Genomic DNA, 19,818 nt, shown 5'->3' with positions numbered 1-19,818 from the left:
CTCACCGTCCTTCGAAGGTTCCGGTACGTCGTTCCGCGAAGGCCGCTCGCCCCTCGGCGGCGTCCTGGGTGCCCAGCGCAACGGCCTGCAGCTCGCGCTCGTACTGGATCGCCGCCTCCAGGCCCATCGACCAGGCCGCCCGGAGATTCGCCTTCGCGGCCGCTGCGGCGACCGGTGGGCGCGACGCGATCCGCTGCGCCAGCTCGGTTGCCGTAGGCACCAAGTCGTCGGGGGCCACGATCTTGCTGACCAGTCCGATCCGGAGCGCTTCGACGGCGTCGATCGGGTCACCGGTGAGCAGCATCGCCGCCGCGTCGGTGGCCGGAACCGAGGCCGCGAGCAGCGCCGTCACTCCCCCGCCGCCGATCCAGCCGAGTTTGATCTCGGCCGCGGCGAAGCTCGCGGTCGCCGACGCCAGCCGGATATCGCAGGACAGTGCCAGCTCCAGTCCACCGCCGTACGCGTAGCCGTTCACCGCCGCGATGACCGGTGTGCGCAGCGAGCGCAGCGCGTCGCAGTAGTCGCGCCGGTTCCGGAAGTGCCACGGACCGTCGTACCGGTCGAGCTCGCCGATGTCGCTGCCGACCGAGAACGCCCGGTCGCCCGCGCCGGTCACGACGACCGCGCGGATCGACGGGTCCTCGTCGATGCGCGGGATGAGTTCGAGCAGCTCGGCGCTCATCGACCGGGTGGCCGCGTTCAGTTTCGCCGGCCGGTCGAGGGTGAGCAGGCCGACGTACCCGTCCTGCTCGAAGCGGACCCGCCCGCCATCCAGCCCGATATCCAGCCCGTCATCCATGTCGCACCTTCCGGAAGTCGTCCTCGATCCGGTCGACCGCGCGCCCCGGATCGTCGTCGTTGCCGAGCAGCTCCCGCACCCGCTCGGCCAGCTCGTCCTGGAACCCGATCCAGCCGTCGAACCGCGGCCGGATGTACGACGCGCGCAGCGTCCCGAGCGTGGCCGAGTAGTGCCCGTTCCACGCCGTGTCGACCGCCGACGACTCCCACACCGCGGCGGTCGCGGACTGCCCGCCCACCGCGGACACCACCTCGAGCTGCGTCCGTACGTCGAGCAGACCGCGCACGTACTTCGTTACCGCGAGCACCTTCGAGTAGGACCGCGGAGTGATCGCGAGACCGGTCCCGCCGAGCGTGCCGTTGCCCAGCGCATCATCCGGTCGCAGCCGCGGCGCGGCGGACCAGGCGAGCGTGTGACCGTAGTACGCGTAGCTGTAGACCAGTGGACAGCAGACTGCCTCGCCGGCGACGAGCAGCTCGTGGATACCGATCGGGTCGAGGCCGGCGACACTCTGGTCGCTCCGCTTCCACACCGCGCGCAGCAACTCCAGCGCCTCAACAGCACGCCGCGGATGGAGGAGGTGCTCACCAGTGCGATCCCCCGCCATCCCCAACAACATCAGCCCTGCGTGCGGCCCAGCGACGCATAACACGACACCAGTCAGTCCGAGGAAATCAGACCAGCTCGAAGGCGGCGTCGGCATGCACCCCGGCCGATAGACACAGGCCTGTGTGGCGGCGTCCAACGGTAGGGCCCACCCACGCCCGTTCAACTGGTAGCTCTCCCACGTCGGCTGCACCGCAGAGGACTCCCACAACGCCAGATCCTCCGGCGAGAACACATCATCGACAGGCAGTACCGCGCCCGCCTCGATCGCAGCACCCAGTCCGGGATGGTCTATCACCAGCAGGTCGTACTGCTCCGCCAGCTCCACCAGCGGCGTCGACTCGAACCCGGCGAGCGGCTGCCGCTCCCACACCACCTCAACGTCCGGGTGCGAGAACGCCTCCAACGGCCGATAGCCCCGCGGGTGGTCCCAGGTCAGTCCGCGTAGCTGGACGGTCACGGCGCCACCACTGCGCCCTTCTCCAGCAGCGCCTGTCGTTTCGCCGGCGATACGCCGAGCTCCGTCAACAGCTCGTTCGTGTGCTCACCGACCAGTGGAGCAGGTCGATGTACGTCGGCAGGCGTCCGGCTGAAGCGGTACGGGAACCCGGGCGTCGTCACAGTGCCTTCGGTCGGGTGCTCGTACGTCACGAACGACTCGTTGTGCAGCACCTGCGGATCCGTGCGCAGGTCGTCGTACGACAGCACCGGACCGCACCACACGCCCCGCTCGCGCAGCTTGAGCATCCAGTGCTCGGCGGTCTCTCGTCGCAGCGCTGTCGACACGGCCGCGGCGATCTCGTCCCGGCGGGCGAACCCGTCCCGCTCCGCATCCAGACCGGCCAGCTGCGGCGCATCCAGTACTTCGGCCAGCACCGGCAGGTTCGCAAACGCCAGCGAGATGTACCCGTCGGCGGTGGTGAAGATTCCGTACGGCGCACGGATGTAACTGTGCGCGTGCACCTCCTCCGACCGCGTCTGCGGTACGCCGCCGACGGTGTGCACCGACAGCTCCTGCATCTGCAGGGCGATGACCGCATCCAGCATGTTCACCTGGACGAGCTGCCCCTCACCTGTCCGCTCCCGGTGCAGCAACGCGGCCAGCACACCTTCGAAGGCGGTGTACGCCGTGACCGCGTCGGCCAGGAAGTACGGCGCGGCAACAGGCGGCTCGTCCGGACGACCGGCACTGAACAGCGCACCGCTCATCGCCTGCACCAGCAGGTCCTGTCCAGGCCAGTCGGCGTACGGACCGCTCTCGCCGTACCCGGAGATCGACACGTAGACCAGTGACGGCTTCAGCGCACGCAGGGTCTCGTAGTCGACGCCTAGTCGCGCAGCCACACCAGGCCGGTAGTTCTGCAAGAACACGTCCGCCGTGCGCACCAGCTCGTACAGGAGCTCGCGGCCCTCCTCGGACTTGAGGTCCACGGCCAGACTGCGCTTGTTGCGGTTCAGTGACAGGAAGGACGCGTTGACCTCGTTGCCGGCGGCACCACCGGCGGCCGTGTGCCGCTGCCATTCACCGGTCACCGGCTCGACCTTGACGACGTCCGCGCCGAGGTCGCCGAGCCGCATCGCGGCCAGCGGCCCGGCCATCGCCACGGACACGTCCAGCACCCGGTAGCCGCCGAGGATGTTCATTGCGCCGTCCATCCCGCGTCGACCGGCAGCACCGCACCGGTGACGAACGACGCGTCGTCACTGGCCAGGAACGCGATCGCCGCCGCGACCTCCTCGGGGCGGCCGATCCGGCCGAGCGCGTGGTGCCGGTCGACCATCGCCTGCATCGCGCCCGGGTCGTCCTCGCCGCCGACCTTGCCGTTGCGGATCAGCGGCGTGTCGATCAGGCCGGGCGCCACGCAGTTCGCGCGGACGCCGGCTGCTCCGTGGTCGAGGGCCATGGCGCGGGTCAGGTTCTCCACGCCGGCCTTCGCCGCGCAGTACGCCGACCGGTTCCGCTCGCCGACGGTGCCGATCGCCGACGAGATCGTGACGATCGCGCCGCCGCCCTGCTCGACGAAGCCCGGCAGCACCGCGCGGCAGGAGTTGTAGACGCCGGTCAGGTCGACGTCGAGAATCGTCCGCCACTGCTCGGGGGTCGTGTTCGGGACCGTGTCACAGACGTCCACCCCGGCCGCACTCACCAGCACGTGCACCTGCCCCACCTCGGCGACCACCTCGAGCGTCCGTTCCAGATCGGTCACGTCCAACTCGAACGCCCGAGCCGCGGACGCCTCACCGTTCAGTTCCGCGGCGAGTCGCTCGGCGGCGGCGGCGTCGCGGTCGCAGATGACGACTGTGCCGCCCTCGGCGGCGATTCGGCGGGCGGTGGCCGCGCCGATCCCGGAGGCACCTCCGGTGATCAGCGCGACCTTGCCTGCAAACCTTTCCGTATCCATGTCTTTCCGGGAACCTCAGGGCTTCTCGTAGGGGAAGGACGGCAGCACGCCGATCCGGTCGTACTGCATCTTGGAGTCGTCGAACCCGGCCTCCCAGCTCACGTTCGAGAACGTGTCGCACGGCCCGGCCGACGGCCCGTGGTACGGGTCGCTCTCGGTGTTGGTCACCTTGATGTCCGAGAACGCGAACCCGCAGCCGCCGAAGTCCATGTGCACGCCGTACGGCTTCGCGTCCGGCATCGACGGATCGGCGTTGGCGTCGTCGATGATCATCTGCGACACCTCGGCGTCCGGCGTGTACGGCGGCTGGTTGCGAACGCCGTACGCGTAGAACGGACCGGTGTCACCGCTGTCCTGCGCGAGATGCGACAACCGCACGTACTTGACGGTGTTGCCGCCGGTGTAGTTGTCGGCGTTCGGGATCTCCGGCCGCGACTCGATGCTGATGCCGTACCGCGCGCCGTGCTCGACGACGGTGTGGCTGACCTCGTTGCCGCCGCTGTTCATGATCTCGACGCCGGCCGAGTCGCCGGGGACGAGCTCGCCGATGTGGTGGATGTAGTTGTTGGTGAAGAGGTTGTCGTGGGCAACGTCGCCCTCGCCGGGCCAGCCGCCCTCGACCTTGATGCCGTCGTTGCCGAGGTGTTCGAACAGGCTGTCCGACACCGTGGTCTTCTCGTTGGCGAACAGCAACTCGATCGCGGTGAACCCGGTCTGCTGGATGTGCAGCCTGGTCAGCTTGACGCCGCGCGTGTTGGTGAGTGTGATCGCGCCCCACCGGTTCCGCGGCAGCTCGATCTGGGTGTCGTACTTCGGGTACTTGTGCTTGAAACCCGAGTCACCCGTCCCGTTCCAGCCGTACCGGTACCAGTCCATGAAGTCCGTGTGCTGGATGGTCAGGCCGTCGAGGGTCAGGTTCTCCACCCGCCGGTTCGCGGAGGCGCCGGCGATCGAGAACACCTGCGTCTGCGTCGGCCGGTAGACCGTGACACCGTCCATCGTGCCGCCGCGCGGCTTGTAGTACAGCGTCTTCGCCGGGTAGTCCAGGTAGTACTCACCGGCCTGGTCGAGCAGGCTCAGCGAGTTCTGCACGAAGTACCGGGAGCCGCCGCCGGAGTTGATGAAGCCGTACCGCGCCGGGTAGACCAGCGTGGTGCGCTTCTTGGTGAAGTTGATGTCGAGCATCGGAATCGTGTCGGTGAACCATGACCACGAGCCGCCCGACCACACCGTCACCTGCGCCGGCCACGACGTACCAAGCCGCAGGTCCCACGACGGGTCGATGTCGCCGGTGTTGAACCCGAGCTGGTCGCGCACCGCTTCCTTGGTCGGGTCGAACAGGATCGACCGCAGGTACGGCGCCCACTTGTCGTCGGACGCACGGTTCGGGTACCGCGCGGTCGTCGCTGCCCCCTTATATACACCCAGCCCCTCGGCGTACAGGCTGTAGAACGGCTGGCTGATGTCGACCGGCGCCTTGAAGATGCCGTCCTTGTACGGCGTCCAGCCGGTCACCTTCCGCCCCGCCTCGAAGACGGCCTTACCCGGACCGTCCACGCTCCGGTACGTCACCCCGGAGTCGCGGTCGTCGAACGTGATCGTCTTGTCCACCTGGTAGGTCCCGGCCCGCAGGTTCACCACCGCCGTACACCCGGCATGCCCCGTCGTCCGCAGGACGTCGCGGGCACGCTCGACCGTCTTCCACGGCTTGCGCTCCGTCCCCGCTCCGGTGTCGTCCCCGTCGGGAGACACCCAGTACGACTTGCAGGCGGGGTCGGCGGCCGGTGCCGCATCGGCTCCCAGCGCCGAGCCGCCGACGACTGCCGCGGGTACGAGCAGACCGACCGCGAGCCCGATCAGCAGTCCTGAACGTGTCGACATGTCAGTTCACCGCCCTTCCACGCTGTAGGGGAAGGAGGGCAGTACGCCGATCTTGTCGTACTCCATCCGCCCCTGGTCGAAGCCCGCCGCCCAGTTCGCGTTGGTCACCTGGTTGCACTGGTACGACTGGTACTTGTCGTCGGTCACCGTCCCGACCTCGATGTCGGAGAAGCTGAACCCGCACCCGCCGGCGTCCATGTGCACACCTCGCGTGCCGCTGTCCGGCATCGACGCGTCCGGGATCACGTCGGTGATCACCATCTGCTTCACCGTGTTCCGCACCGGATGGGGCTCCTGGTTGTCGACGCCGTAGGTGTAGAACGCACCCATGTCACCGCTGTCCAGGCCGGTCTCCTCCAGCCGGATGTAGGAGAACTCGTTGCCGAGCGCGTAGCCCTCGCCGTCCTTCACCTCCGGCCGGGCCTCGAGAGTGATGCCGTACCGCGCGCTGTGCTTCACGACGACGTGCGAGACCTTGTTGTTCCCGGTGTTCATCAGCTCGATCCCGGCCGCGTCGCCCGGCACCAGCTCGCCGACGTGGTCGATGTAGAGGTTGGTGAACGTGTTGTGGTTCGCTATGTCGCCCTCACCCGGGTACGGGCCTTCCACCTTGATGCCGTCGGCACCGATGTTCTCCAGCAGGCTGTCGGCGATCGTCACGTGGTCGTTGGCCGACAGCATGTAGATGCCGTGGTATCCGGTGTCGCGCAGGTGCAGCCCGGTCAGGTTCACGTTGCGGGTGTTGGTCAGTGTGACCGCGCCGAACCGGTTGCGGGTCATCTCGATCTGCCGGTCGTACTCCTTGTACTTGTGCTTCTGTCCGGAGTCACCGGCGCTGATCCACCCCGAGCGGTACCACTGCATGAAGTCGGTGTTCGCGATGCCGATACCGTCGAACGTGATGTCGTGCAGGCGCCGCGAGGGCGTCGCACCGGCCAGCGACAGGACCTGGGTCTGCGTCGGGTGCAGCACCCGCTTGCCGTCCATCGTGCCGCCGCGCGGCTTGTAGTACAGCTCCTTGTTCGCCCAGTCGAGGTAGTACTCGTCCTCGGCGTCGAGCAGGTCCAGCGAGTTCTGGACGAAGTACCGCGAACCGGACCGCGAGTTCATCATCGCGTACCGGGTCCAGTAGTCCAGCGTGACCTTGTTGTCCTTCCAGTCCGGGTTCTTGATCGGCACCGTGTCGGTGAACCAGCTCCACGATCCGCCCGACCAGATCATCACCTGCGCCGGCCAGTCGGTGTAGCTGCCCAGGTTCCAGGTCTCGTTCCAGTCGCCCTCGGTGAAGCCCACCTGGTCGCGGATGGCCTCCTTCTCCGGCTCGATCAGGACCGACTTCAGGTACGGCGCCCACTCCTCGTCGGACCGCCGGTTCGGGTACCGCGCGGTGGTCGCCCGCTCGCCGTCGACGTACAGCGTGTAGAACGGCTGGTCGATGTCGACCTTCGCCTTGAAGATGCCGTCCTTGTACGGCGTCCAGCCGGTGACCTCCCGTCCCGCGTCCAGGACCGCCTTGCCCGGACCGTCGGCGCTGCGGTAGGTCACCCCGGAGTCGCGGTCGTCGAAGCTGATCGTCTTGTCGACCTGGTAGGTGCCGGCCCGCAGGTTCACCACCGGCGTGCACCCGGCATGGGCCCTGATCCGCAAGGTGTCCCGTGCGTGTTCGATCGTCTTCCAGGGCTTCGACTCGGTTCCGGGGGCACCGTCGTCGCCGTCCGTGGCGACCCAGAACGAGCTGCAGTTGTCCTGCCCGGCCGGGGCGGCGGCTCGCGCCGCCACCCCGCCTCCGAGGACAAGAGCGGGCAGGGCCAGGCCTGCGAGTACTCCCGCCGCGAAACGTGACATCGGAGTCACCGGCCCGCGACGTCGTACGGGAACGTGGGGAGCACGCCGATCTTGTCGTACTCCATCTTCGAGGCGTCGAAGCCCTCGACCCAGTCGGCGTTCGTTACCTGGTTGCAGTGGTACGACTGGTACTTCTGGTCCGTCACCTTGCCGACCTGCACGTTGCTGAAGGCGAACCCACAGCCACCGGCGTCCATGTGGACACCACGGGTGCCACCGGCGTCCGGCATCGACGGGTCGGGAATGACGTCACCGATGACCAACTGGTCGACGGTGTTCTGCACCGGGTGCGGATCCTGGTTCTCGACGCCGTACGTGTAGAACGCGCCCATGTCACCGCTGTCCAGGCCCGTCTGCTCGAGCTTGATGTACTTGAACGTGTTGCCGCTCGTGTACTGCTCGCCGTCCTTCACCTCCGGCCGGGACTCCAGGCTGATGCCGTAGCGGGCGCTGTGCTGGACGTGGATGTTCTGGATGGTGTTGTTGCCGGTGTCCATCAGCTCGATGCCGGCCGAGTCACCCGGGACCAGCTCACCGATGTGGTCGATGAACACGTTCGAGATCGTGTGGTGGTTGCTCAGGTCGCCTTCACCCGGCCAGCCGCCCTCGACCTTGATGCCGTCGGCACCGATGTTCTCCAGCAGGCTGTCGGTGATCTTCGTGTGGTCGTTGGCGAACAGCATGTAGATCCCGGTGAACCCGGTGTCGGACAGGCGCAGCCGGCTCAGGTCGATGTTGCTCGTGTTGGTCAGCGTGATCGCGCCGAACCGGTTCCGCGGCATCTCGATCTGCCGGTCGTACTCCGGGTACTTGTGCTCGAGTCCCGCGTCACCACTGGCCACCCAGCCGTTGCGGTACCAGGTGACGAAGTCGGAGTACTGCACACCCAGACCGTCGAACGTGACGTCGCGCAGCCGGTCGTCCGGCGACTTGCCGGCCAGGTTCAGCACGGTCTTCACCGTCGGCCGCAGGACCTTGACGCCGTCCATGCTCCCGGCCCGCGGCTTGTAGTAGACCTCGCCGGCCTTGAAGTCGACGTAGTACTCACCTGGCTGGTCCAGGAAGCTCAGCGAGTTCTGGAAGAAGTAGCGAGAACCACCACGGCTGTTGACCATGGCATAGCGGGTCCAGTGCTTCAGCGTGGTCTGCGTCTTCCTGAAGTTGGTGTCCAGCAACGGGATCGTGTCGGTGAACCACGACCAGGAACCACCGGACCAGATGGTGACCGACGCCTGGCTCATGTCCCAGCTCGGGTCCCAGTCACCCGGGGTGCCCCACAGCCAGTTGCGGACGTCCATCTTGTCCTCTTCGTAGAGGATCGACGTCATGTACGGCGACCAGGTGTCGTCGGTGCCCCGGTTCGGGTAGCGGGCGTTGGTGGCGCGCTTGCCGTCCTCGAAGAGCGTGTAGAACGGCTTCGACTTGTCGAACTTCGTCTTGAAGATGCCGTTCTGGGTCGGCGTCCAGCCGGTGAGCTCCTCGGCGCCCTGCAGGTTCGCCTTGCCGGGGCCGTCGGCGCTGCGGTAGACGACCCGGTGGCCGTTCTTCCCGGAGTCGCGCTGGTCGAGGTCGATGGTGGACGGGACCGGGTAGTCGCCGGCCTTCAGGTTGACAGTGATGTCGCAGTTCATCCGGTCGTTGAGCTGTTTGTCCCGGATCTCGTCGCGGGCCCGGGTGACCGTCTTCCACGGTTCGTTCTCGGTACCCTTGGCGGAGTCGTCGCCGTCGGGCGCGACCCAGAAGTTGCTGCAGTCGACCGCACCGGCGGGCTGGGCGTTGAATTGGATGGCGGCGACCGTCACCAGGGCAGCCGCGACCACCCCGGCGCCGACGCTGAACGCCGTACGCCTGGTTCTCTTGGACATTTTGGGCGGGGTCCTCTCTCGGGGGGAGGTCAGTCGCCGGCGTTGCCGTTCTGGCTGCGCCAGCGCTCGTACTCGAGACGGGTCTTCTCGTTCAGGGGGTAGTAGTCACGCAGGGGGGCGCCTTCGTCGATGCGGCGCCGGCTGAACTTCTCCCACTCGTCGTGCTCCGCCGCCGCCTCGATGACGGACTCGGCGCGACGGCGGGGTACGACGACGGCACCGTCGTCGTCGGCGAGCACCAGGTCCCCGGGCAGCGTGAGGACGCCGCCCACCGCCACCGGGACGTTGTACGCCCACGGGAACAGTTCGGACTGGGACGCGTAGTGCGGGGTGGCTCCGGTCGACCAGATCGGGACGTCGAGCTGTGACACCCGGGGTACGTCGCGGATCCGGCCGTCGACGACGATGCCGGCGCCGCCGCGGAGCTTGAAGTAGCGGACCAGCATGTCGCCGAAGCAGCCTGTGGTGTGGCTGCCGTAGGCCTGGACCACCAGGACGTCGCCGGGCTGGATCTCGTCGAGCACGGCCCACAGCGCCGTACTGCGCTCGATGTACTCCTGGCTCTGCCCGTCGGCGATGTCCTCACGCTGCGGCATGAACTGCAGGGTCAGCGCGCGGCCGACCACCTTCTTACCGGGGAACATGCTGGTCGGACCGTCGACGAAGGTCCGGCGGATGCCCTGGTTGTGCAACCGGGCACAGGCGGTGGCCGACCCGATCTCGGACAGCCGCGACAGCAGTTCGGGATCCGGCGCCGGCGGGTTGTCGCCGCGCACCGGAAGGTCCCAGACCGGCGTCACCGGAGCTTGTTCCGTGCTGCTCATATGTCTCCTCAGTCAAGCGCCAGGTGTGCGGCGCGGTAGGTGTTCCTGGTCAGCCGCAGGTCGAGCCGGATGGTCCGGCCCGGCGGCATCGTCACTTCGAGTCTGTTGCCGCCGACAACGACCGTGCGGCGGCCCGGTGCGGGCGGGGTCGAGGTGTACGCCGGCGACGGGCCGGGGTAGTCGCCCGGCGCCTCCGCGGATGCCGTGGTGACCGTCACCTCGTCGATCCGGTCCGTGCCGAAGCTGCCCGCCTGCACCACGACGCGGCGGGTCTGTGTCGCCGACAGGTTCACGAGCTGCAGACCGGTCCGGTCCGGCTCGACGGTGTCGACCAGTGCGGCCACGTCGGGTGGCAGTCCGGGCCGGCCGCGATCCGGGTCGAGGTACAGGACCCGCAGTGGCAGCAGGCCGCCGTTGTAGAGCAGTTGCGGCGTACCTGTGGTCAGCTGCAGCAGCGCCTCGGTCGCGACCGGGTTGTGCCGCTGCCAGTGGTGGATGTTCATGTCGGCCGGTTCGACGGTGTCGACGGCCATCAGGTCCATCCGGCGCTGCACCTGCGACAGAGCGACGCCCAGCATCGCCTCCGGGTAGCCGGGGTTGTCTCCCGCGAGGTAGGCGAGCCATGGGGCCTCGTGGCCGGCGTCCTCCTTGTTGCGGAAGTCGCGGACCGTCCGCCAGTCGTAGCCGCTGCGCTCCCGCAGCTTGGTCAGCCGGTCCCGGTCGGACGACTCGAACGCGGCCTGCCACAGCCACATCGGCAGTCCGAGCTGCGGCGGCTGGTAGTCGAACCAGCCGTCGTCGTTGTGCCGGTTCGGGATCAGCAGTGTCGGGTTGGCGCAGTCCTCACCGAGCTCCGCCTCCCAGCGATCCCGGATGCTCATCTCCGTGTCGTCGACGGCACCGGTCATGCCACGCTCGTACAGGTGGTCCAGCAACTGCCTGGCGAAGTCCAGCCGCTTCGAGTCACCCGTGAGGACGACGCCGTTCAGGGCCGCGATGCAGGCGGCCGAGCCGACGCTGTAGACACCGTGCGGCCAGTTCCAGCCGTAGTTGCCGCCGTACCAGCGTCCGTCGTGGAGCTCGCCGACGATGCCGTTCGGGCCGACGTTGTCGGGCAGCAGGCCGCCGTTCGCCTTGGCCCGTTCCTCCCAGGCGTCCAGGTACTCCAGCGTCCACGCGGCGAACCGGTCGCTGTGGTCGTAGAGCCAGGCGTTCGCGGTCAGGGTGGTCGCGGCGAGGTTGACTGCGGTGTCACCAGCACCGAGTCGGCGGATCATCTCCGCGCCCATCCGGTCCGCGTTCGCCGGGTCCTTCAGGTCGTCCCAGGTCGCGATCCCGGGGACACCGGACAGCGGCAGGCCGAAGAGCTGCATCTTCGCCTGGTCGGCGCCGTACGTCCGCCACTCGTCGTTGATACCCCAGCGCGGTCCGCCGGCGCCGTTGTGCGGCGCGCGGATCGTGCGGGTCGCCGGGTCGTAGTTGCCCGCCAAAGAAGTTCCACGCTGTGAACCGGGCAGGTACAGCTCGGCGAACCGGTAGGCGCGTTCACGGAACACCTCGTCGGTCGGGTCGGCCGCGCACAGCGAGTAGAAGAAGATCATCGACTCGCCGATGTGGAACCAGTCGTACCCGCGCTCGAACTCGTCGACCAGGAAGCCCAGGTCGGTGAGCTGGCGCGTGACGCCTTCCCAGTGCCACTTCGACACGTCGATCAGGTCGTCCGCGCCGCCGAGCTGGTACAGCACCGGCCAGTTCACGAAGGCTTCGTAGAAGTCGTCCGCACCGTCGCGGCTCTGCATCGGGCCGGCGTACCGCAGGCCGCCGTCGGGCAGGCAGTAGCGCTCGCGGAACAGCCACCAGCCCTCGTCCATCACGTCGAACAGGCGGCGCTGCATGATCGCCCAGGCCGGCGGTGCGCCGACCGGGATGTCGGCAATGATCGGCTGCATCTGCTGGCTCATCCCTTGGTCGCCCCCGCGGTCAGGCCGCTGATCACGTGCCGCTGGAGCAGCACGAAGACCACCAGCAACGGAGCCACCGCGAGCAGCAGCGTCGGGAAGACCACCGTGTAGTCGGTGGAGTACTGGCTCACCGCGGCGTACACACCGGTCGTCACGGTGTAGAGACCGCTGCCCGGGCCGAGGATGATCTGCGGGTTCACGAAGTCGTTCCAGACCGAGAACGTGTTCAGGATGACCATCGTCACCACGGCCGGCTTCATCAGCGGGAACACGATCGACCAGAACACCCGGTGCTGACCGGCCCCGTCGACGGCCGCCGCCTCGTCCAGGCTCGCCGGGATCGTCATGATGTACCCGGCGTACAGGAAGATCGAGAACGGCAGCGTCAGCGTGGTCTCGAACAGGACGAACCCGGGGATGGTCCCCATCAGCCCGAGGAACTTCAGCGTGTAGACGACCGGGATCACCAGCACCTGGCTCGGGATGAACGTCCCCGCCACGAACAGCAGCAGGAGCATCCGGTACCGGCGTTCGCTGCGCCGCGCGATCACGTACGACACCGGGCCGGCCAGCGCCACGGACAGCACGTTCACCGACACCACGAACAGGATCGTGACGGCGTACCCCTTGAGGATGTTGAAGTCGGGGTTCGTCGCGGCCTTGCGGAGGTACTCGGTCGTGAGCTGGTCGGGCGACAGCGAGAACGGGTGCGTGAGGATGTCCTGCTGCGACTTGAACGCGCTGACGATCAGCAGGTACATCGGCACCAGCATCAGCACGCTGGTCAGCACCAGGAACGCGATCCGTCCCCAGCCCTTGGTCCTCAACGGTCTCAGCTGCACAGTGGCCACCCGTGGCATCCTCAGCGCGCTCATGTCTGCACCCCTCGGTCAGCGCGCGACCGCAGCCGCGCGACGGTGAGCGCGAGCCCGGCGGTGATGACCATCAGGACGACGCTCTGCGCCGAGCCGAACCCGAGCGCGTTGTTGTGGAAGGAGTCCCACAGGATCAGGTACGCCGCCGTCTGCGTGGAACCGGCCGGGCCGCCACCGGTCAGCGACACCACGAGGTCGTACGTCTTCAGCAGCGTCACCAGCGACAGCACCAGGTTGACGGTGACCACCGGCGCCAGCGCCGGCAGTGTGACGCTGAAGAACGTCTGACGTGTGGACGCCCCGTCGATCCGCGCGGCCTCGAGCAGGTCCTTCGACACGGTCTGCAGGCCGGCCAGGTAGAGCACGACGTTGACGCCGAACCCCGCCCACACCAGGACGCCGATCAGACTCGCCAGCGCCCAGTTCGGGTTGGACAGGAACGGCAGTACTTCGGCGCCCTTGGACGTCAGCCAGCCGTTGACGACTCCCGACGTACCGAGGACGGCGCTCCACAGGAAGCCGACGACCAGTGCGCTGAGCACGTGCGGGTAGAACAGCACGATCCGGAAGAACGCGTTCAGCCGGGACGCCCCGTTCACCAGCAGGGCGAAGCCGAGTCCGAGCACGCTGAGCAGGACGGTGCCGACCGCTGCGATCAGCAGCGTGACCCAGCCGGCCCGGATCGCCTCCGCGCTGTGCGTCAGGTTGACGTAGTTCTTCAGGCCGACGAACGCCGGGTTGGCGCTGTAGCCGTCCCAGTCGGTCAGGCTGAGGTAGAGCGACAGACCGACCGGGACGACCAGCATGACGACGAACAGCACCAGGGCGGGGCCGACCATACTGAGGGTCGTCAGTTGGCCCGTCAGTTGGGTCGTCAGGCGTGCTCTCACGACTTCGAGCCCATCCAACTGTCGATGCGGGTCGCGACGTCCTTCGCGCTCTTCCCCGTGTAGAGGCTCTGGACCGCCTTGTTCCATTCGCCGTTGAAGCCCTGCGGCAGCGTGTTGGCGCCGTACCCTTCGCCCTGGGCGACATGCTTCGGCGCCTGGTCGAGGATCTCCTGCACCTGCTGGCCGAGCGGCGACAACTTGTCGGTGTAGCCCTTGCGGAAGTTGCCGTCCTGCGCGAGCTGGCTCTGTACGGCGGTCTTGTCGGTGACCAGCCACTGCACGAGCTTCACCGAGAGGTCACGCTGCTTGGTCGACTTCAGCACCATGTACGGCGCGGCCATCGTGACACCCTGCGGACCGGGCGACGGCTGTCCCGCCTCGGTCGGGGCCGCGAACACGCCGAGGTCGAACGCCGGCTTGGCGTCGTCGGCGGTCCGGACGAACCAGCTGCCCATGATGTACATCGCGGCCTTGCCGGACAGGAAGTTGGTCTGCGCGCCGACGTCCTTCAGACCGAGCGCGTTCTTGTCGACGTACCCGTTCTTGATCCAGGACTCGTAGCGCTCCAGCAGCGGCAGCATGGTCTCGCCGACCTTCAGCTGCTTGGAGTTGACCTGCTGGTACCAGTCCGGGTGCTTCGTGGCGATCGACGGGTCGCTGAGCTGCAGCAGCTGCAGACCGGTCACGTAGTCGCCGGCCGTCTGCAGCGGCAGGTAGCCAGCGGCCTTGAGCTTGCCCATGGCCGCGGTCAGCTCGTCCAGGTCCTTCGGCGGCGACGTGATGCCGGCCTTGGCGAAGGCGTCCTTGTTGTAGAACACCAGCGACTGCGCCTGCTGGCCGACACCGACCGTGTACACCTTGCCGTCGACCTTGGCCTGCTCCACCAGTGGCGTGTCCTTGGTCCACGCCTGGTCGGACAGGTCGAGCATCTGCGGCGCCAGCACCTTGTCGGCCATCAGCGTCTCGACGACATCCGGCGCGTTGCCGGCCGCCAGCAGCTGCGGCAGTGTGTCCTTCACACCTGAGCCAGTCGGTGCTTCGATCTTCACGTCGACGCCGGGGTTGGCGTCCTCGAAGGGCTTGACCAGGCCCTCCCAGTAGCTCTTGGTGAGGTTGGGGGTGATGTTGACGAGCATCCGGACTTCGCCGGTGCTGCCACCAGCAGCACCCTTGTCGTCACTGAAGCCGCCACCGCCGCAGCCCGCCGCGCCCACCAGGATCACAGCGGATGTCAGCAGGCCGAGCCTGACCTTGAGCTTGCGGGCTACCGAACGAGCCATTTCCGGGTCCTCCTCGGATCGTCCCGGCGTCGGGGGCGGCCGGGCGTCGTTATCGAGTGACGATGCAGAGCGCGGCGCTGAAGTGTCAACGATTACGCGACAAAGTGGACGTTCTGAGTCATAAGTCCGCACCATAAGGGGTTGGCAGAATCCTGTGAACGGGGTCACCATGCAGCCATGCCCGATGCCGGAAGACCGAAATCACCGCTGACCCTGTCGGTGGCCGAGCGGACTGCGCTCAGCCAGCTCGCGGCCGCCCCGCGGACCAGTGACGCGATGCGGCTGCGGGCCCGAATCGTGCTCGCCAGCGCGGAGGGACGCTCCAACAAGGCGGTGGCCGACCTGCTCCAGGTCACCCCGGGCACGGTCGGCAAGTGGCGCCGCCGGTTCCTCCGGATGGGGATGGCCGGCCTGGACGACGGCATGCGCAGCGGCCGGCCCCGGATGGTGGACCGCGTGCAGCTCGGCGCCGCCGCGAGGACAGGTGCGCCGACATCGATGGCCGATTCCGGACACCGGCCGTCGACGCGGGAGCTGGCGGCGACGTACGGCGTCTCGCAGTCGACGGTCTCGCGCCGTCGCCGGGAGGAGTTCCAGCACCACCGCTCCGGTGCTACTGGGTCATCTTCCTTTGGCGATCTGGGCGCCGGTCACGCCGCTCCGCCGTTCGCCGGTGACCCTGAGTTGCTGTCCGACCGGGTGTACGAGGCGATCCGCAACTGGATACTGTCCGGCGAGCTCGCCCCGGGGATGCGGGTGGTCGAGTCCGAGATCGCCCGGGTGCTCGGCACCAGCCAGACCCCGGCCCGGGAGGCCGTCCGGCGGCTGGCGCACGAGGGCCTGGTCACGTACCGGCCGCGGCTGGGGAACTTCGTCACCGAGATCTCCCAGGTGGAAGCCCGGGAGGCACGCGAGGTGCGCGTGCTGCTCGAGGCCGCGGCGGCGCGGCGGGCGACCGGGCACGTGCCGCCCGAGGAGCTCGACCTGCTGCGGATCCAGGTGCAGCGGATGAGCGAGGCGGCCGACCACCACGACATCGGCGCGTTCCGCGAGGCCGACCTGCGATTCCACCGGCAGGTGCTGGCGACCAGCGGGAACTCGATGCTGCTGCGCGTGTGGCGGACGCTGGAGCCGGCGCTGTGGAGCCTGCAGGTGGTCTCGAACGCGATGTACGCCGGTGACTGGGGCCTGATGGCCCGCCGCCACCTGGACCTGATCGAGGTCCTCGCCGGCACCGACCCCGAGGACTCCGCCCGCCTCTTCTCCGCCCACGCCCGAGGCGAAAGCTCCATCACCAGACCGGCCGCCCACCATGATTGACGCACACGTCCACGTCTGGGAACTCCGGCGCCGGGCTCTGCCGTGGCTCCCGGTCGGGCATCCTCTCCGCCGCGACTTCACTCTCGCGGATCTCGCCGGGGCAGCCGGCGGGGAGGTTCCTGACGTTGTGTTGGTGCAGGCGGATGCTGATCCGGCGGAAGTGGATGATCTGCTGGCGTTGGCTCGGCAGCACCCGGCCGTGGTGGGGGTGGTGGGCTGGTTCGACTTGCTGGATTTTCCGGATCGAGTGCCTGACGACCCGCGGCTGGTCGGCGTGCGCAGCCCGCCGACGGACCAGACCGACCCCGACGCCCTGACCGATCCCGCGCACCTGCGCGGCGTGCGGGCCGCCGCCGACGCCGGCCTCGCCATCGACCTCCTGCTCCGCCCCTCCGCCCTGATCGGCGCCGCCCGGCTCGCAGCCGCCGTACCGGACGCCCGTCTGGTCCTCGACCACCTCGGCAACCCGACCACCGCCACCCCCGAATGGCGGACCGGGATGCAGGCACTCGCCGAGTGCCCGAACGTCACCGTCAAACTCTCCGGCATCGCCCACCTCGCGACCGACGACCTGCGCGCACTGGTCGACGTCGCCCTCGAACTCTTCGGCAGTGAACGGTTGCTGTTCGGCTCGGACTGGCCCGTGTGCACGCAGGCCGGCTCCCGCGCCGAGGTGATCCGTCGTACCACCGCACTGCTGCCACCCGCCACGCACAACGACGTGTTCCATGGCACCGCCCAGCGCATCTACCGTCCCAGGGAGACCGCCCCATGTCCGAATACACCCGCCGGCAGGTCCTCAAGACCGCCGGCACTGTAGCTGGCACTGTCGCCGGCACCGCAGTCATCGCCGGCTCACTCACCGCCTCCCCCTTGACCGCTGCCGCCGACTCACCGCCCGGCAGCGACACCAACCCGCTGAAGCTCTGGTACAGCCGGCCCGCCACCGAATGGCTCCAGGCGCTTGCCATCGGCAACGGCCGCCTCGGCGCCATGGTGTACGGCGGAACCGCCACGGAGACGCTGCAGCTGAACGAGGACTCGATCTGGGCCGGCGGCCCGCACCAGTACGACGACCCGGCCGGTAAGGAGGCCCTGCCGGAGATCCGCCGGCTGATCGCCGAGGAGAGGTACCTCGAGGCGCAGAACCTCGCCGACGAGAAGTTCATGGGCCGTCCGACAGAGCAGATGCAGTACCAGCCGGTCGGGTACCTCAACCTGGCGTTCCCCGGCGTCGACGCGGCTGCGGTCACGGCGTACCGGCGGGAGCTCGACCTGACCACCGCGACCACGTCGGTCAGCTACGAGCACGCCGGGGTGCGCTACACGCGAGAGGTGTTCGTCAGCCATCCCGCACAGGTGCTGGTGATGCGGATGACCGCGAGCCAGGCCGGGGCGCTCACCTTCGACGCGACGTACAGCACTGAGCAGGCTGCCACGCCGGCGACGTACGACGAGCGCACGCTCGCGCTCAACGGGATCAGCGGGGACGCCGAAGGCCTGAAGGGCTCGGTCAAGTTCTGCGCACTGCTGCGCGCCTTCACCGAGGGCGGCACGACGACGGTTGCCGACGGCAAGCTGTCGGTCGCCGGCGCGGACGAGGTGATCCTGCTGTACTCGGTCGGGACCAGCTACCGCAACTACCTCGACGTCAGCGCGGACCAGGTCGCTCGCGCCGCCGCGCCGCTGGACGCGGTCGGCCGCCCGGCGTACGGACAGCTGCGTCACGACCACGTCGCGGACTACCAGCGCCTGTTCGGCCGTCTCGACATCGACCTCGGTACGTCGGACTCGATCGCGCTCCCGACCGACCAGCGGGTGATGGCGTTCCGCAACGGCGGCGACCCGCAGCTGGCGGCGCTGTACTACCAGTTCGGCCGGTACCTGCTGATCTCCAGCTCCCGCAGCCCGGGGCAGCCCGCGAACCTGCAGGGCATCTGGAGCTACAAGATGCTGCCGGAATGGCAGTCCAAGTTCACGCTGAACATCAACTGCGAGATGAACTACTGGCCCGCCGGGCCGGCCAACCTGGCCGAGTGCTGGGACCCGCTGTTCCAGATGATCGGCGAGCTGTCCGAGTCCGGCGCCCGGACCGCGGCGACCATGTACGACGCTCCTGGCTGGGTCGCGCACCACAACACCGACGGCTGGCGCGGCACCGCACCGGTGGACTTCGCGTACTACGGCGTGTGGCCGACCGGTGGTGCGTGGCTCTCGCTGCTCTTCTGGGAGCGGTACGAGTACACCGGCGACGTGGAGATGCTGCGCAAGTACTACCCGGTCCTGCGCGGGTCAGTGGAGTTCTTCCTCGACCAACTGCAGACCGACGCGAAGACCGGCTGGCTGGTGACCAGCCCGTCGCACTCCCCCGAGCTCAAGCACCACGACTACGACAACGAGGGCGTCAGCATCTGCGCCGGTCCGACGATGGACACCGAGATCCTGCACGACCTGTTCAAGGTGTTCGGGCAGGCGGCCGCTCTGCTGGGTGAGGACTCCGCGATGGCGGCGCAGGTCGCCGAGGCGCGGTCCAAGCTGGCGCCGATCCAGATCGGGTACCTCGGCCAGATCCAGGAGTGGCTGATCGACTGGGAAGAAGCCGCTCTGGAGACGAGTCGACATGTCTCACACCTGTGGGCCGTGTTCCCGAGCGACCAGGTGACGCCTCGCCTCACCCCGGAACTCGCCGACGCGGCGCGCAAATCGCTGGAGCTGCGCGGTCCGGCCGTCACCGCCGGGTGGTCGCTGGCCTGGAAGCTCAACCTGCGCGCGCGGCTGCTCGAGCCGGACAACGCGTACAAACACCTGACCCAGCTGCTGGGTCCGGGCCGCACGGCGCCCAACTTGTTCGACCTGCATCCGCCGTTCCAGATCGACGGAAACTTCGGCGGTGTCTCCGGGATCACCGAGATGATCATGCAGAGCCACTCCGGTGAGGTCTGGCTGCTGCCGTGCCTGCCGTCCGCTTTCCCGTCCGGAAGTGTCCGCGGCCTGCGCGCCCGCGGCGGCTTCGACCTGGAATTCTCGTGGTCCGGCGGGAAGTTGGCGAAGGCAACGATCCGTTCGCTGCTCGGCAACCGCCTGCGGCTGCGGACCGGTGTGCCGGTGGACGTGAAGTCCTCGGCCGGACCGGTGGCCTTCGCCCGCCCGGAGGACGGTGTCGTCGAGTTCCGGACCCGCCCCGGCGTCGACTACTTCATCGAGCCCCGCACCTGAGCACGTTCCCCGCCCCCCTGAAAGGTTCGTCATGCTTCGAATAGCGTTACCCCT

Annotated in this window: 15 protein-coding genes; 3 read left to right on the top strand and 12 right to left on the bottom strand. The window is 68.2% G+C overall.

The window, feature by feature from the left end:
- Position 1 precedes the first annotated feature (1 nt).
- Genes BJY22_RS17410 through BJY22_RS17355 form a run of 12 tightly spaced genes read right to left on the bottom strand, consistent with a single transcriptional unit; the run spans position 2 to position 15,228 of the window.
- Positions 2-799, bottom strand: a complete 798-nt coding sequence (locus BJY22_RS17410) for an enoyl-CoA hydratase/isomerase family protein (RefSeq protein ID WP_167208059.1) — start codon at positions 797-799, stop codon at positions 2-4.
- Positions 792-1,865: an extracellular solute-binding protein gene (locus tag BJY22_RS17405; protein ID WP_167208057.1), complete on the bottom strand. Its 1,074-nt coding sequence runs from the start codon at positions 1,863-1,865 to the stop codon at positions 792-794. Before BJY22_RS17405 ends, BJY22_RS17410 begins: the two co-directional genes overlap by 8 nt.
- Positions 1,862-3,049 carry a CaiB/BaiF CoA transferase family protein gene (locus BJY22_RS17400; protein ID WP_167208056.1) on the bottom strand — a complete coding sequence of 396 codons (1,188 nt, stop codon included), beginning with the start codon at positions 3,047-3,049 and terminating at the stop codon, positions 1,862-1,864. The genes BJY22_RS17405 and BJY22_RS17400 overlap by 4 nt, the downstream gene beginning before the upstream one ends.
- A complete protein-coding gene (locus tag BJY22_RS17395) occupies positions 3,046-3,807 on the bottom strand; it encodes an SDR family NAD(P)-dependent oxidoreductase (protein ID WP_167208054.1) in 762 nt (253 codons plus the stop codon). The genes BJY22_RS17400 and BJY22_RS17395 overlap by 4 nt, the downstream gene beginning before the upstream one ends.
- 15 nt (positions 3,808-3,822) lie before the next feature.
- Positions 3,823-5,688 carry a right-handed parallel beta-helix repeat-containing protein gene (locus BJY22_RS17390; RefSeq protein ID WP_167208052.1) on the bottom strand — a complete coding sequence of 622 codons (1,866 nt, stop codon included), beginning with the start codon at positions 5,686-5,688 and terminating at the stop codon, positions 3,823-3,825.
- Between the two features lie 6 nt (positions 5,689-5,694).
- A complete protein-coding gene (locus BJY22_RS17385; protein WP_167208050.1) occupies positions 5,695-7,533 on the bottom strand; it encodes a right-handed parallel beta-helix repeat-containing protein in 1,839 nt (612 codons plus the stop codon).
- A 5-nt stretch (positions 7,534-7,538) separates the two neighbouring features.
- On the bottom strand, positions 7,539-9,398 hold the full coding sequence (locus tag BJY22_RS17380; protein WP_167208048.1) for a right-handed parallel beta-helix repeat-containing protein: 1,860 nt from the start codon (positions 9,396-9,398) through the stop codon (positions 7,539-7,541).
- Between the two features lie 29 nt (positions 9,399-9,427).
- Positions 9,428-10,222: an RraA family protein gene (locus BJY22_RS17375; protein WP_167208046.1), complete on the bottom strand. Its 795-nt coding sequence runs from the start codon at positions 10,220-10,222 to the stop codon at positions 9,428-9,430.
- An 8-nt stretch (positions 10,223-10,230) separates the two neighbouring features.
- Complete coding sequence (locus BJY22_RS17370; RefSeq protein ID WP_167208044.1) at positions 10,231-12,171, bottom strand: DUF8034 domain-containing protein; 1,941 nt, start codon at positions 12,169-12,171, stop codon at positions 10,231-10,233.
- Positions 12,172-12,179: 8 nt separating this feature from the next.
- Entirely contained in the window at positions 12,180-13,034 is an 855-nt protein-coding gene (locus tag BJY22_RS41690) for an ABC transporter permease subunit (RefSeq protein WP_202891155.1), read from the bottom strand.
- Positions 13,035-13,054: 20 nt separating this feature from the next.
- A complete protein-coding gene (locus BJY22_RS17360) occupies positions 13,055-13,948 on the bottom strand; it encodes an ABC transporter permease subunit (protein WP_202891154.1) in 894 nt (297 codons plus the stop codon).
- A complete protein-coding gene (locus BJY22_RS17355) occupies positions 13,945-15,228 on the bottom strand; it encodes an ABC transporter substrate-binding protein (RefSeq protein WP_202891153.1) in 1,284 nt (427 codons plus the stop codon). The genes BJY22_RS17360 and BJY22_RS17355 overlap by 4 nt, the downstream gene beginning before the upstream one ends.
- A gap of 177 nt (positions 15,229-15,405) precedes the next feature.
- Here BJY22_RS17355 and BJY22_RS17350 point away from each other — a divergent pair, with 177 nt between their 5' ends.
- Genes BJY22_RS17350 through BJY22_RS17340 form a run of 3 tightly spaced genes read left to right on the top strand, consistent with a single transcriptional unit; the run spans position 15,406 to position 19,764 of the window.
- On the top strand, positions 15,406-16,548 hold the full coding sequence (locus tag BJY22_RS17350) for an FCD domain-containing protein (protein ID WP_167208042.1): 1,143 nt from the start codon (positions 15,406-15,408) through the stop codon (positions 16,546-16,548).
- Positions 16,541-17,368, top strand: coding sequence for an amidohydrolase family protein (locus tag BJY22_RS17345; RefSeq protein ID WP_167208040.1), 828 nt, complete (start codon positions 16,541-16,543; stop codon positions 17,366-17,368). The genes BJY22_RS17350 and BJY22_RS17345 overlap by 8 nt, the downstream gene beginning before the upstream one ends.
- Positions 17,320-19,764, top strand: coding sequence for a glycoside hydrolase family 95 protein (locus BJY22_RS17340; protein WP_167208038.1), 2,445 nt, complete (start codon positions 17,320-17,322; stop codon positions 19,762-19,764). The genes BJY22_RS17345 and BJY22_RS17340 overlap by 49 nt, the downstream gene beginning before the upstream one ends.
- The last annotated feature ends 54 nt before the right edge of the window (positions 19,765-19,818 follow it).

Source organism: Kribbella shirazensis (genome assembly GCF_011761605.1).
GTDB classification, from domain to species: domain Bacteria; phylum Actinomycetota; class Actinomycetes; order Propionibacteriales; family Kribbellaceae; genus Kribbella; species Kribbella shirazensis.
The sequence above is the reverse complement of the archived record's forward strand: the minus strand, read 5'-3'. Positions and strand labels throughout refer to the sequence as shown.